At 41.8% G+C, this 13,037-nt stretch carries 15 protein-coding genes and 3 pseudogenes; 8 read left to right on the plus strand and 10 right to left on the minus strand.

Going from position 1 to position 13,037, the window contains the following annotated elements; genetic code table 11:
- Positions 1 to 113 precede the first annotated feature (113 nt).
- From DW033_RS24535 to DW033_RS19990, 3 genes are read right to left on the minus strand one after another with little or no spacing between them, the layout of a single operon-like run.
- The gene (locus tag DW033_RS24535) at positions 114 to 284 is read right to left on the minus strand and encodes a class I lanthipeptide (protein WP_158595244.1); all 171 of its coding nucleotides are present in this window, start codon (positions 282 to 284) and stop codon (positions 114 to 116) included.
- Positions 285 to 324: 40 nt separating this feature from the next.
- Positions 325 to 1,215, minus strand: a complete 891-nt coding sequence (locus DW033_RS19985; RefSeq protein ID WP_057327348.1) for a slipin family protein — start codon at positions 1,213 to 1,215, stop codon at positions 325 to 327.
- 16 nt (positions 1,216 to 1,231) lie between these two features.
- A complete protein-coding gene (locus DW033_RS19990) occupies positions 1,232 to 1,606 on the minus strand; it encodes a GntR family transcriptional regulator (RefSeq protein ID WP_122383069.1) in 375 nt (124 codons plus the stop codon).
- Positions 1,607 to 1,821: 215 nt separating this feature from the next.
- Between DW033_RS19990 and DW033_RS19995 the strand changes: the two are divergent.
- The 5 genes and pseudogenes from DW033_RS19995 to DW033_RS20015 form a co-directional block, all read left to right on the plus strand.
- Positions 1,822 to 2,011, plus strand: a pseudogene (locus tag DW033_RS19995) (hypothetical protein); the annotation flags it as partial.
- Positions 2,011 to 2,175, plus strand: a pseudogene (locus DW033_RS20000) (DNA-binding protein); the annotation flags it as partial. The pseudogenes DW033_RS19995 and DW033_RS20000, both read left to right, overlap by 1 nt.
- A 268-nt stretch (positions 2,176 to 2,443) precedes the next feature.
- Positions 2,444 to 2,707, plus strand: coding sequence for a DUF6383 domain-containing protein (locus tag DW033_RS25040; RefSeq protein ID WP_226766909.1), 264 nt, complete (start codon positions 2,444 to 2,446; stop codon positions 2,705 to 2,707).
- Between the two features lie 160 nt (positions 2,708 to 2,867).
- A complete protein-coding gene (locus tag DW033_RS20010) occupies positions 2,868 to 3,674 on the plus strand; it encodes a C10 family peptidase (protein ID WP_226766903.1) in 807 nt (268 codons plus the stop codon).
- 33 nt (positions 3,675 to 3,707) lie between these two features.
- Positions 3,708 to 4,106, plus strand: coding sequence for a hypothetical protein (locus DW033_RS20015; RefSeq protein WP_122140429.1), 399 nt, complete (start codon positions 3,708 to 3,710; stop codon positions 4,104 to 4,106).
- Positions 4,107 to 4,213: 107 nt separating this feature from the next.
- Here DW033_RS20015 and DW033_RS20020 read toward each other — a convergent pair whose 3' ends face one another.
- Genes DW033_RS20020 through DW033_RS20030 form a run of 3 tightly spaced genes read right to left on the minus strand, consistent with a single transcriptional unit; the run spans position 4,214 to position 6,051 of the window.
- Positions 4,214 to 4,810, minus strand: coding sequence for a recombinase family protein (locus DW033_RS20020; protein WP_122140430.1), 597 nt, complete (start codon positions 4,808 to 4,810; stop codon positions 4,214 to 4,216).
- Between the two features lie 40 nt (positions 4,811 to 4,850).
- On the minus strand, positions 4,851 to 5,180 hold the full coding sequence (locus DW033_RS20025; RefSeq protein WP_008781191.1) for a hypothetical protein: 330 nt from the start codon (positions 5,178 to 5,180) through the stop codon (positions 4,851 to 4,853).
- 16 nt (positions 5,181 to 5,196) lie between these two features.
- Positions 5,197 to 6,051: a virulence RhuM family protein gene (locus DW033_RS20030; RefSeq protein ID WP_122140431.1), complete on the minus strand. Its 855-nt coding sequence runs from the start codon at positions 6,049 to 6,051 to the stop codon at positions 5,197 to 5,199.
- 152 nt (positions 6,052 to 6,203) lie between these two features.
- Between DW033_RS20030 and DW033_RS20040 the strand changes: the two genes are divergently transcribed.
- The gene (locus DW033_RS20040; RefSeq protein ID WP_233554261.1) at positions 6,204 to 7,070 is read left to right on the plus strand and encodes a metallophosphoesterase; all 867 of its coding nucleotides are present in this window, start codon (positions 6,204 to 6,206) and stop codon (positions 7,068 to 7,070) included.
- 346 nt (positions 7,071 to 7,416) lie between these two features.
- On the opposite strand, the gene DW033_RS20045 is transcribed toward DW033_RS20040, so the two are convergent.
- The 3 genes from DW033_RS20045 to DW033_RS20055 form a co-directional block, all read right to left on the minus strand.
- The gene (locus tag DW033_RS20045; RefSeq protein ID WP_122383071.1) at positions 7,417 to 8,004 is read right to left on the minus strand and encodes a hypothetical protein; all 588 of its coding nucleotides are present in this window, start codon (positions 8,002 to 8,004) and stop codon (positions 7,417 to 7,419) included.
- A gap of 3 nt (positions 8,005 to 8,007) precedes the next feature.
- Positions 8,008 to 8,646 (minus strand): hypothetical protein, encoded by a 639-nt coding sequence (locus tag DW033_RS20050; RefSeq protein WP_233554263.1) that lies wholly within the window; start codon positions 8,644 to 8,646, stop codon positions 8,008 to 8,010.
- Between the two features lie 191 nt (positions 8,647 to 8,837).
- Positions 8,838 to 9,809, minus strand: coding sequence for a hypothetical protein (locus DW033_RS20055; protein WP_147423686.1), 972 nt, complete (start codon positions 9,807 to 9,809; stop codon positions 8,838 to 8,840).
- Positions 9,810 to 10,616: 807 nt separating this feature from the next.
- On the opposite strand from DW033_RS20055, the gene DW033_RS20065 reads away from it, so the two are divergent.
- Both DW033_RS20065 and DW033_RS25045 read left to right on the plus strand, forming a co-directional pair.
- Positions 10,617 to 11,108 carry a hypothetical protein gene (locus tag DW033_RS20065; RefSeq protein WP_147423687.1) on the plus strand — a complete coding sequence of 164 codons (492 nt, stop codon included), beginning with the start codon at positions 10,617 to 10,619 and terminating at the stop codon, positions 11,106 to 11,108.
- Entirely contained in the window at positions 11,033 to 12,481 is a 1,449-nt protein-coding gene (locus DW033_RS25045) for a hypothetical protein (RefSeq protein WP_233554265.1), read from the plus strand. The genes DW033_RS20065 and DW033_RS25045 overlap by 76 nt, the downstream gene beginning before the upstream one ends.
- 277 nt (positions 12,482 to 12,758) lie before the next feature.
- On the opposite strand, the pseudogene DW033_RS25355 reads toward DW033_RS25045, so the two are convergent.
- A pseudogene (locus tag DW033_RS25355) lies at positions 12,759 to 12,956 on the minus strand (IS1182 family transposase); the annotation flags it as partial.
- Positions 12,957 to 13,037: the final 81 nt, after the last annotated feature.

Genomic DNA, 13,037 nt, shown 5'->3' on the forward strand with positions numbered 1-13,037 from the left:
TAAATATAATATGTTGCATATACATAAATATGCGTTCAAAAAATAAATTCAATAGAAGAAAACAACTTATGTTAAATCATTTTTGAACGCATACTTAAAATTATTCCTGCTTATTAGCATGCATAATATGTACTTGGGCATGTCCCATCAGCACAATATGTCCACCTATTCCCTGTCGGACAAAAATTACCACCCCCTTGTATTTTATTCATAGGGGCTTCTTCCAATTTTTTAATAACTTCTTTGTCCAGTTCTAACACTTTTAACTTTTTAACTTTTTTCATAACACAAATTTTTAAGATTATAAAACAATATGTTATCTTATTAAATAACATTTTCTTTCATTTTTGACAAGGAAGCAATGCCTCCAATAGCCCCTAAATTCATTGATTCTAGAGCAGAGCTAGGTACTATGACCATAGAGCCTTTTTCTTTCAACCCTTCAAAAAGCATATTCATTCCACGTAAATGCAATGCAACAGGATTATTTGTATATTTTTGACTGGCTTGTGAGAATTTTTCTGCGATTTCAGTCTCTGCTGTACCTAAAATAACTCTGGCTCGTCTTTCTCGTTCAGCTTGAGCTTCTTTACTCATAGCTTCCGCTAAATCCTTAGGAATCGCAATGTCCTTAATACCTACAGTCTGACATGTTATCCCCCAGGGATTCGTATTCTTGTCTAATACTTGTTGTAAATCTTCAGCTATTTTATCACGTTCTTGCAATAACGTAGATAATTCATGCTTTCCTATTGTATCTCTTAATCCTGTTTGAGCAATCTGCTCTATGGCAGTTTGGTATTCTTGGACTTCCAACGCAGCTTTTTCCACATCCCATACTGTCCAATAAACAACAGTATCAACATTAACAGGCACAGTATCTTTTGTTAAGGTTTGTTCCGCTTTAAAAGCACTAACCCTTACTCTTTGATCTATATAAGTAGAGACCCTATCTATAATTGGAATTATCATAAATAAACCAGGGCCTTTCAAGCCACTATACTTACCCATTCTTAAAACTACCGCACGTTCCCATTGATCGGCAATATGTATCGAATTTGACAATAAAACTGAAAAAGCCATGGATATAATAAATACAAAAATATTAATTACTCCAAGTGCAAACAGCATGACAAATATCACCGAAAATATTAAAAATATCGAAATCGATAATGGGTTAAGGCTTCCCTTTGTTTTAAGATCTGTCGTCTTCATAATATTACATTTTAGGTTATTTATTATTCATATTTTTTAAATTTGCAATAATATCATCTAAGCCAAAGCCGTAACTCATGCCTATTGTTAAAAATTGAGTACAAATGTCATTTAGCTTCTCCTGTCGTTCTTTTTCAGGGATAACAGATTCTGTTTTATTAACAAATGTACCTGTTCCCTGTTGAGTCTCTAATATCTCACGTATTTCTAATTCTTTGTAAGCTTTAGAAACAGTATTCAGATTTACTTTTAATTCCACCGCTAACGCACGAACTGTTGGCAACTGCTCTCCAATCTTTAGCTGTCCAGTAGCAATTCCAAATCTTATTTGATCTATTATTTGCCGATAAATTGGCACACCAGCAGAATAATCTATCAGAAATTTTATCATAAAATGATATTGTATTATTTATATATGACAAATATAGCAATATTAGTATATAATCCGTATAAATTTTATATATTTAATAATTATATCAATATATTAATACTCTGGTCTGAAAAATCCTCCTTGAATAGGGAAAAACATTCGATCAAGCGTAGTAACTCAAAGATAATTTATATAATTAACTATGTGCCAAACAATAAATAAAAATCGATATCATAATAGGTATTCGTTGGAACATCGCTTATAGTGAATGGGACGATTACCGCAAACAGAACGGGCAAGGTGAATGTATAGGTAATCCACAGTCGAGAGGTATTCCCACCTGGTTTGTTTTGCCCGATGATATGATGTTTAGTGAGAAGTTCAGCGGTGCGATGCAGAGGCTTGATGATAAGAAAAGGTAAGTAATGGAACAGGGAGAAATCATATTATATCAGCCGGATGAAGCGGTCAAGTTGGAAGTGAGGCTGGAAGATGAAACCGTTTGGTTAACACAGGCGCAAATTGTGGATCTTTTTCAATCAAGCAAAGCAAATATAAGCGAGCGTATAAAAAACATATATGGAAGCAGAGCATGCGCTTCGAGGGCGGCAAACCGACCGGGTATCGATACCTGTTATCGGTGAGACCCGCTATGACGGAGCCTCCTTGAGCTGGAACCTATTCCCGGGCGCTACCGGATATCGCGCCAAGGTCTATGAGAAGGCTACCGGACGTTTGGTCGATGCGATAGACATGTCCGCGGACGCCTCCTCCATGCCGTTGGACGGGCTGGATCCCGAGACGGAATATGGAATTGTCTTTACGCCTTTGCGGATGGTGGGAAATATAGAGACGAGCATGGGAACGTATGACCTAGCTCTCAAGACAGCCGCTATCCCGACCGCCAACGAGGAGATCCCGATAGCAAAGGCCACTACTGTATGGGGAAAAGACGGTCGTTTGAGCGTACACTTGGCCAGCCCCTCGAAAGTCTATATCAGCGCTTTTGACGGCAGGCTGCTACAGGCGGTCGCGCTTCCGGTGGGAGATACGAGCTTGGCTTTATCCGCAGGACGTTATATCATCCGCGTGGGAAATGAGGTATTCAAGGTCGCCTTATAACAAAGAGTTTGATACTTATCCACTTTTAATTTATACACGTATGAGAAAACAATTTTTACTAATGTTGGTCCTCTGCCTTACGGCCTCGCTGACGTGGGCGGAACGGATCGACGTGGCCACGGCCCGCAAGGTAGCGGGGAGCGTGGCGCGATGAGAGGGCGTGACCAGTGGCCTGCGCTCGGCAAGTGATTTATCGTTGGTGTACGCCGCCGCCCCCGGGCAAAGCGGCTCGGCCCTGCGTAGCGGCACGATGGAAGGCTCGGCCGACTACTTCGTGTTCAACTTCCCCGGCGAGAAGGGGTTCGCTATCGTGGTGGGTGACGACCGGGTACGCCCCGTCCTAGGCTACTCCGACAAGGGTAGTTTCGACCCCGACAAACTGCCGGAGAACCTGCGGGGGATGCTGGCCTACTACCAAGACCAGATCACGTGGGCGAACGACAAGGGCATCGAAGCGACACCAGACATTGCCGCCGAGTGGAGCCGCTACACGAGCGGGACGGCGTTGAGGGCAGCCGGGGAACCGGTGTTGCTGAATACGGCAAGGTGGAATCAACAGGAGCCGTATAATCATTCTCTTTCTATGGTGAGAGTTTATTACACGGATGGTACATCTGCTGATAAACAAGCAGCTACAGGTTGCGTTGCGACTGCTTCCGCTATCATCATGAAATATTATGAATATCCAAAGAGTGTTACAGGAGGTGTCTCTGTTTTCTCTCTAGCGGCTTTTAGAGACCCCAATAATGTTAGCTGGAACTTAACAGAACATTCATATCCAGTTTCTTATGCGTCCTATGATTGGGATTTAATGAAGGATGAATATGTTAAAGGAAATTATAGCGAAGCTGAGGCCAAAGCGGTCGCTGATCTAATGTGGAACATTGAAGCAAATGTGGAAATGGTATATGGCTATCCTGAAAGTGAAACTAATACCCAATATGCGATTTCCCGATACAAAAAATGAAAAGGTCTTGAATCTAGCTGAAGAATAAATCAGATGTTCAACTTAAATAATGCGGATATGGAAAATTTGATTACACAAATCAACAAAGAGAGATTGGTTAATAGCGACACAGCTCTTATGATGAAGGAATTATACTATTACGTGCCTTGTGAGTATTGGTATGACAAACTGGATAGGCTACGTACCGATGTTGAGGGAAGGAATACTCCGATGTATATGTGCGAGTGCCCGACACTGGCAGCATGTATCCAATGGATGATACAGACTCGTGAATATACGTTTCAAACAGAACAAAACGGTAAGGTCTGGCATGTGGTTGTAAGGGCTGGAGATTATGTGCTGTATAACTCCGAAAGTAATGCGGATGCTTTTTGTTGTTTGGAAGAAGCACTGGAAAAAGCGGTACAGGAGTGCATGGAGTTCTTGTATTAAATTGAATTAAAAAATCGGTCCCCTTCACGGGAACTTTCCTATAACCTTGTTAAGAGGTGGGGGCAGATGATCTTTGAGAATCATCTTTGAAGGATGGGAGAAGAGATTTATTTCGTATTTTTGTTCTCAGATTTTAGTGTAATACCATTCCTTCGCAGCAGACGATACACTGTTCCGCTACTGCCTATATTTAATATTTTCTGTATCTCCCTTACCGGTGTTCCGGACTCATAGAGCTGGATGCAGCTTTTCTGCTTGGCGATGTTGTTTTTGTTGATAAGTGTCTTTCTGCCGAATTTGACACCTTTTTCCTTGGCGATTCTTCTGCCTTCTTGGGTTCTCTCATAAATAAGGTCACGCTCAAATTGGGCGAAAGCACCGAGAATGTTGTTCATCAGTTGGCCGATTGCGCCTTCCGTACTGATGTTGTCTTGCAGTGAGGTGAATTGGATGCCCCTCTTCTTGAAATCTTCCAATAGCGTAAGGATATTCTTCAGCGAACGGCCAAGCCGGTCCAGCTTATATACGACAAGCGTGTCGCCTTCCCGGAGAAAGTTCAGGCAGGCATCCAGTTCCGGGCGGTTTTGTTGACGTCCGGTCATTTTCTCAGAGAAGATCTTCTCACATCCGGCAGCCTTCAACGCTTCCAGTTGCATATCCAGATGTTGTTCCTTGGTGGAAACACGGGCATATCCTATTTTCATCCTGTTTTGTATTTAGTTGTTTAATGAAGGTTTTAATTCTTCACTTTTTCAAACATGAAGACATTAATTCTTCATATTCCTCACGGCTGTATTGGTTGAACCCCTTTTGCTTCATAGCCAAAAGAAGTCTTTCCAATTCTCCGATAGTTACTACCTGTTTGCCGATAACGGTAAATTGTTCCCATTCTCCCTTTTCGTTGAGCAGGTATTCCCGGTGTGCAAAACAGTAAAGAGAACCGTCAATGTCATTCCGTTTCTGCCATTGACGCAGGTGCTTCAAACTGGTGAAATCACGGGTGACAGTACGTGGAATGGGAACCAATACGTCAATTTCCATCTTGAATTTTATATTCTCTTCCGTTTCTCGCATGGGTGATTAGCTTATTTCATAATACATCAATTATTGTATGGACAGGAAGTTCCAGTTTGGAGAAAGCAAACATTTTCTTGCCCAAATCCTTTAGCGATGCCCCAATATGATATACTTCCGTATTATCAATGATTAAGAAGCGGTCGTGACTGTCTCGGTACGTCCTGATGTCGATAGGCAGGTACTGGCTGTTATGCCTGTCAAGATCGAGTTGGAGTTGCTGCGTGATGCGCTGGGTGTAAATGGTGGCTGAAACACCGATGTTTCGTTTGCTCAACATGAGTAACACGGATTCATCTACATAGTTGTCGATAAGTATAAGTGAGCATTTGGCAGACTTTATTAAATCTGTAGCAAACTTATACGCATCGAATATCTGACCGTCAAAGAAGATACCTTCCACCGGAGGCAATGAGGTGCGCACAAAGAAGTCTATCTTTGCATCATGTTCAGCAATGGTTTTCTCTATTTGGAAGAATTTATTGTTCATTCTATATTCCATGTCATTGAGCCGTTGGTTTATAGAATAGCCTTTCAATAAATATTCTTTTAAAATTTTATTTGCCCATTGCCTGAATTGCGTACCTCTTACGCTTTTAACTCTGTATCCAACTGAAATTATTACGTCTAGACTAAAGAACTTGACAGGCTTATCGGAATTAGCAATGTGCAAAAAATGCACATTGCTTTTCTCTTCCAATTCCTTTTCCTTAAAAACGTTATTTATATGTTTGGTTATAACGGTTCTGTCACGTTGAAAAAGTTCTGCTATCTGCGCTTGTGTGAGCCAAACGGTTTCATCTTCTAAACGTACTTCCAACCTTACAGCTTCATCCGGTTGGTATAGTATGATTTCTCCTTGCTTCTCCATTATATGTTTCGCTTTTATTATGTTGTTGCAAATGTACAAAAAAGAAACATTATAAAATCTATTTTTTCCGTAAGTATTACTTCAAAACTTTGTTTCCTTTTTATTTTAATAAAACAGAAACATTCTGCTGTCTCAAATAAATAGTTGTCTGTTTGTTGTTCATAGTTGGGGTGTCAACGGGCTTGTTGGTGCGGGAAAATGAGAAGAGACTGCGCTTCGGCTTGGTAACGGATATACATTTTGCTCATCGGAATGTACACGGAACTCGCTATTATGAACAATCCATCACGAAGTTATCGGAAGCGATAGACGTTTTTAATAGGCGGAAATTAGATTTCATGATTGAACTTGGAGACTTGAAGGATATGGGGGATATTCCTGAAAGAGGGCAGACTTTGTCATTTTTAGATGAGATAGAAGCAAAGTTTCAGACATTCGATGGCCCTGTCTATCATGTGCTGGGCAATCATGATATGGATAGTATCTCAAAGTCAGAATTTCTCGCACGTACGACCAATTACGGGAGCGCGAAAGGAAAACCTTATTATTCCTTCGTACGGAACCAGATTAAGTTTATCGTGCTCGACGGTAATTGCAACGAGGATGGTTCCGATTATGATTCCGGTGATTTCGATTGGACGAAAGCGTTTGTCCCGGCTGGGCAGAGGGAATGGCTCTGGCAAGAGCTGAAGAAAGACGATTTGCCTGTCGTGATCTTTATCCACGAATTGCTGGATACTTTCTCCGGGGTCGACGAGGAACTTTGTATCGGCAATGCGGAAGAGATCGTTTCGGCACTTGAGCAAAGTGGCAAGGTCGTGGCCGTTATCCAAGGGCACCATCATGCCGGGAACTATGGTTTCCGGCATGGAATCCATTATTTTACGATGAAAGGAATGATAGAAGGAAGCCTTCCTGAAAATAATAGTTTTGCCGTCATTGAGATAGACAAAGACTTGAATATCTATATAGAGGGTTTCTATAATTGCAAGGATAAGGAGATGAAACATAATAGATAATCATTATGAAGAACTTCACGGACGAGCACATATATATCTTACGCTAAATATATATTTCTAAGAACAAGCCTCCGGCGGGGGTGACTCGCCGGGGGCTTTCTGGCCTTTACATATCATGGCTTGAGTTATCCATGAGAAAAATTATCCTGTTGAGTTTCCTATATGTGTATTTGCGCAGAAGAACTATTTTTCCATAACAGGAAGAACATTCGTAGAAGAATACATAGTCCCTGATCAGACAATAAATCGCCTTTAAGCGCTGGCGCTTATATTCAACCTAAGGAAATACCGGAACGTGGTTGACAGGGGAATACGGAGGGGAACTTCATATAGATAGCTTGGATTATCAATGCAACACGGGTAAATCGGCCTTTTTTAATTGAATTTCTGGCATGTCTGCGATTTGGCCCAAGAAACGATGTACGTGTACCGGATCGATTTCTATCAACTCCACAACTATTCTATTTTTCTCTTCTGAGATATAGAGATCGTTAATCCCTATCTCATAGTGCTCTATCCTCCCCGTGTCCTTTTCCTCGATAAATGGTTCCAAAAATATTACAAGTGAGTCATATTTAGACAATAAATGATTATATGAATACTCACGCTCGGCAATCAAGAACAAATCATCGCCGAGCGTTTTCCTTATCTCATCTCGATACACGGACGTATCCCCTACAATCCCTATGACCAGTTCATATGCGGAATTAACATAAGATCCTGCGTAATAATCCGGGTATCTTATGTTACCCAAGCTATCCATGGGGAATGAGTCTTTATATTTATCCTTATTCGCGTTAGCGATGGTCGCTTTACCTAGCAAGTCTTTCCAGACTTCCTCGTTGGTATTCTTATGTACACAAGAGCACATCGTGCTAATCAGTGACAATAAAAGGAACATTTTCATATTGCCTAAATATAATGCAACTATCATTTGCTATATATTCTTTAAATTTAGAGATGGATAAATCGTTACAATCATCCAAATACACAAAAATCCGATCTCTTTGCGGATATTTTTATTCTTCTCTCTCATCGTAAAAGATAATATGCTATCATTCATCCTCCTTAGATGCCTATAAGAAAAAAGAGCGGGTTTAACGTTAAAGTCCGTACGCCCTAACATCCTATTTAGTAACATTTTGCCGTCCGTAAGATCTCCGACAACATAAATGACAAAGTTATATTGATCCGCTTCATAGATTCCACCAAGGAAACCTGGTAAACTGTCATATTCTGTCCTGTAATAATCTCCAAACGTATCTCTGAAACTGTCATAAACAGACTTTTTTATCGCCATATCATTAATGACACCATTATCTTCCTTGCCCAAACGGAACTCACCCGAAAGTATATAATCATGGGATTTTCTACTGAGACCATATGTTACCGTGGCGTTTTTAGTCACCCGGTATCTCCCTGCCCTTCCTGTATACTCGTATATGGTTAATTCCAATGTGTCATGTGGAAGAACTGCATCGGCGATCATTAGATAAGCATGGCTTTCTGGTAACGCGTTTTCCCAAGCTTGGGAACTCTCATTATAAAACTCCAGCTTATAATCATTTCTTCCCAACTCAATAACATTATCCGTGTGATTTATTATCCTGATCGGAATTCCGCGTTGTGACACGGGAAAAACGGAGTCTACTTGTAATTCGCAATTTTTTTCATCCACAACGTTCGAGGGAACTATAAGGGTATCTTTGGGTGTATATCCTATTACACCATCTTTTTTCGTATACTGGCAAGAGATACAAGATAAGATTATGATATAAAATATGTGCTTATACATTTACCAGATAAAACTTGCGATGTGTTACCACTGATATTGTTTGTAATAGTACAGTTACCTTCGGATAGATCACAAAAAGCTGCATCTACACTACCTGACCTGCTAGAATAAAGACATCTTCCTATAGGATTTGATTTATTAGTATCGTATATAATTGAAAAGTAGTCATTTAAAGCCACGACATGAGCTGCGGTTATAAATCCCACTTTGTTGTTATACGTTGCCTTATACCCAAAAGAACTAGGAACTAGATTTGAATCAGGATCTGGTGATGCCCCTATTGAGTTTCCAGGATTAACGGTAAAATTTGCTCTGAAAGTTGAAGATTTTAAGCTTTCGATAAAATTCACAAAGTCTTCTTGTTGACATCGGGACCGGATAAAACATATCGCGGGTGAATCCATCATATAATGCTTAAAATCCGAGATCGCAGTGTTACTACAATCATAAAGATAAACCTCTATTCTGTTATTTGTTTCCGATAGACCGAACATTTCTATGTTTTCAATAACAGGATTAAGTTTTGCCCCACTAGATAAATAGATTTTATTCATGTCGCTCAAAACACCAGATAAATAGTTAAAAGAGAAATCAGATTCTTTCAATATTATATTGGGGTTCTCTGTTAATATTAATGGTAAATTTTCTGTTCCCCTTTTAATATATACAACAAGTTCATTTCCGTCTAGATAAGATCCACCATAATAATCAGGAAAATAAACAGACTTGCTATCATCCTGCAAGCTCCTTGTATTCAATCCATAAAAATCTTTCAGATCTGAGAATGCTTCCAAGGCTTTAGACTGATCTACACATATTTCCTCTTGTCCTACAGTCCCCACAGACGATCGTTCTGAATTACTCAGAACAGATAACTCATCCGAGCAACCTACCATAATGAAAACAACAGCTAAAGCCAAACATTTAAATAATAATTTTTTCATGATACATGCAATTTAGGCGTTAATAAAGGAATATTCATATTGCAGAACTAAGAGAGATATAATACAAACGTATTATAACGAACCAATGGTAAGAGTCTTTACAAAAAACGGTTAACCATACATCACTAATAATCGTAAAATAATAAAATCATATTGAGATAAAAAAATATTTGTTGTCTAAATTTAGAGAGATATTACATGTGAACCAAAAAATATATAAAAATGACTTATTTAGTATATTTGTTATCAAATATTGGAAAATTATACTTAGGGACTGGATATGGGGCGCGATAAGACTTTTTGCGGGATTGGCGATCGCCGGTATTATTGCCTGTTTAGTATTCCTTGTAGGGATTACAGTTTTGAGACTTCTTTTCCCTGCCTTCTTCTTAGCCTTTATCACATGGCTTTTCTTCGATAATTGGTGGACAGGGGCAGGATTAGGAATTAATTCTATATATTACCTACAAAATTTACATAAAAGGCTGGAACTCGTATTTCCATTCGGCTATAGAGCCTGAAAATGAATCGGAATGCGAACTTTCGTCTGATTATAACATAAATGATTCCAGTGGTTCTGGAGTGGAATATCCCGTGCCGTCTTCAAGGCCAGATAAAGAACGATACCAGCCAAAAACTGATGACGATGATCCGAGAGGTTTCATCGTTTAGCGCACGAGTATAAAATTCGTGCTCAAGGATTGGAGGAAGAGGCTGGCTATTTGTTACAACAAGCAGGGACGGAGTTTAGCTATGGGGATTATGAGGGATACGACACTTACAAAGAGGAAGCAGGAAAGAAATTAGATGAGGCACAGAATTGCGGGGAAAATGCCGATGAATATGAATCACGTGCCAGATATTATTATGAACGACAATCATCAGATACAAGTCGTATTCAATCTGGAGGGTGTTATCGCTACTCCCAACGAGGTAGGACCGTTTACCATCAATACGAAACCTGTATTCGAAGTCGCTTTTGCCGCCGCCGAAGGATATGAGTATGACGGTAAGATCGAGGTGAGAATGGGCGATAAGCTTCTTTCTACCCCGGCAGACTATGAGTACGTGCCGGAGAACGATCTTCCTTTCACGTTGAAGACACCTCTTTCCGCTACCTTGACCATCACCGCCAAGGGCACGCAAAAGTCATATAGCGTTACGACTGCTTATACAAATGTATCGACACCTGCCGAAGAGCTGCCGAAGAGCTGCCGAAGAACGTGCTGCATGGCAACGCACTATCATTCAAGATCACGCCGGACGAGGGCTATGAGCTACCGGAGACTATCAAGGTGAAGGTGGGCGATAAGACCCTCGCCGCCGCTACGGATTACATCTACAACAAGGCTACCGGCGAGGTTTCCATCGTCAAGGTGACCGGCGAGGTGGTGATAACGGCCGTAGCCGTATTGAAGACTTACGAGGTGAAGCTGACGCTGGAGAAGCTGGCTTCCGACTTCAAGGAGGGCACGAAGGTGAACCATGGCGCTAAGCTGGATATCCAATTGACAGCCACTGCCGGCTATGAGCTGCCGAAGAGCGTCAACGTGAAGATGAACGGCAAAGACCTGACCGCCGCCGACTTCTCGTATGCGAACGGCAAGATCTCTATCGCCAAGGTATTAGGTCCGATCGAGATCACCGTCATAGCGGATAAGGTCCATAACGTTAAAGGAGATGTGGAGAACTTGACAATCGACGCTCCGGAGAACATCGTGGAAGGCGAGACCTTCATCGCTACGCTGAATGTCGTTTCCGGTTACCAGCGGCCATACGCAATTAATGTCATTATGAATGGTCGCCTGTTGAGTGCCAGCGAGTATTCTTATGATAGTGTTTCCGGCAAGATCGAGATCCCGAACGTGAGCGGTCCGATATCTATCATGGCCAAAGGCGTTCGAGAGGGTTACTTCGAGGTAGTGCTAAACCTCACCAACCTCACCTCCGATCCCGTCTCCTTCGAACCGCAAGTCAAGGATACGAAGATCGAGCTGACTTTGAAGCCTAGCTCCGGTTATGAGCGTCCGTCTGATATCTTCGTGACGATGGGCGGTACGGCACTTGCTTCCAGAACGGATTATACGTACGATCGCTCTACCGGTAAGTTCGCACTGGAGCAGATCACCGGCACGCTAGTGATTGTGGCGGACGGAAACCGCATACCTGATCCAACACCCGATCTGGATCCTACCCCGACCCCGGTCACTTACACCGTGACATTGCCGGTAGTAGAGGGCGCGACGATTGCGGCCACAGGTTCCACTACCGTTTCGGAGGGTAGCAGCCTCTCCTTCACCGTGGAAGTGAAAGCGGGTTATAACGCCGACAAGATGGTGGTGAAAGCCAACGGTACGACACTTACGCCGGACGCGAATGGTCGCTACACGATCGCCAACATCCGCAGTAACGTGGTAGTAACCGTAACCGGTATCGTGAAGGGTGACGATCCGACAGCGAATGAGACGATCGGCTCCGATGAATTGCGTGTATGGGACGTCAACGGTCGCCTGTTTATCCAGACACCGGTAGCCGATACGGCCTATATCGTTACTTTCGATGGCCGTGTGTACAAGACCCTGTCCTTGTCCGCCGGCGAGTACACGGAAGCGATGCCGCAAGGTTCTTACGTTATCCAGATAGGTAAACAATCCTATAAACTGAACTTCTAAGCACTAAACACAAAGCGAGGGTGTGCCATTTTGCGTTTTGGGTACACCCTCAGATCTTCAGGAGGTATGGCGAACACCGGTATATACCGGCTTGCCACACCTCCTTCTTTTCTATCATCGGAGACACTTCCGCTTCTCTCTGTATTCCATCATAGATTCCTGCGCCGTCTCTTTCCTGCGCTCATAGCTATCTATTTACTGGATCGTATAATATCTTTAGGTCCTCAGCCCCTACCAAGCCTACGCTCTCTTGGATGAAGAAACGCTTGAATCGCTTGTTCATGTGGGCATGCAGAATAACCTTAAGCATCATTTTGGGATGGTAAGGGCTGTGACTGCGTTCCTTATATAACTTTCTGAAATTCTCAAGATTCAGACTTTCAACCAAAGCGTCAATCATACTCACTAGATCGTTTTTCTGGAGAAAAAACATCGTTCGGTTGGGAGTATAAGAATGAAAATGTACCTTTATCAGATTAGAAGTAAAAGATACAAAATCTTTAGGTAATAGCAAAGCCCCAACTTGTGAAAGTGGGGGCTTTGTCACAAAAAAGAA

Source organism: Parabacteroides sp. AF39-10AC, from assembly GCF_003635405.1.
GTDB lineage: Bacteria > Bacteroidota > Bacteroidia > Bacteroidales > Tannerellaceae > Parabacteroides > Parabacteroides distasonis.

Coding starts and splice junctions, on each gene's coding strand:
- DW033_RS20020 (WP_122140430.1), bottom strand. CDS start 4,810: ATGAAAATAGGATATGCCCGTGTTTCCACCAAGGAACAACATCTGGAT.
- DW033_RS20030 (WP_122140431.1), bottom strand. CDS start 6,051: ATGGAGAAGCAAGGAGAAATCATACTATACCAACCGGATGAAGCTGTA.
- DW033_RS24535 (WP_158595244.1), bottom strand. CDS start 284: ATGAAAAAAGTTAAAAAGTTAAAAGTGTTAGAACTGGACAAAGAAGTT.
- DW033_RS19990 (WP_122383069.1), bottom strand. CDS start 1,606: ATGATAAAATTTCTGATAGATTATTCTGCTGGTGTGCCAATTTATCGG.
- DW033_RS20025 (WP_008781191.1), bottom strand. CDS start 5,180: ATGCGAGAAACGGAAGAGAATATAAAATTCAAGATGGAAATTGACGTA.
- DW033_RS20015 (WP_122140429.1), top strand. CDS start 3,708: ATGTTCAACTTAAATAATGCGGATATGGAAAATTTGATTACACAAATC.
- DW033_RS20045 (WP_122383071.1), bottom strand. CDS start 8,004: ATGATAGTTGCATTATATTTAGGCAATATGAAAATGTTCCTTTTATTG.
- DW033_RS20055 (WP_147423686.1), bottom strand. CDS start 9,809: ATGAAAAAATTATTATTTAAATGTTTGGCTTTAGCTGTTGTTTTCATT.
- DW033_RS19985 (WP_057327348.1), bottom strand. CDS start 1,215: ATGAAGACGACAGATCTTAAAACAAAGGGAAGCCTTAACCCATTATCG.
- DW033_RS20065 (WP_147423687.1), top strand. CDS start 10,617: ATGAGGCACAGAATTGCGGGGAAAATGCCGATGAATATGAATCACGTG.
- DW033_RS25040 (WP_226766909.1), top strand. CDS start 2,444: ATGGGAACGTATGACCTAGCTCTCAAGACAGCCGCTATCCCGACCGCC.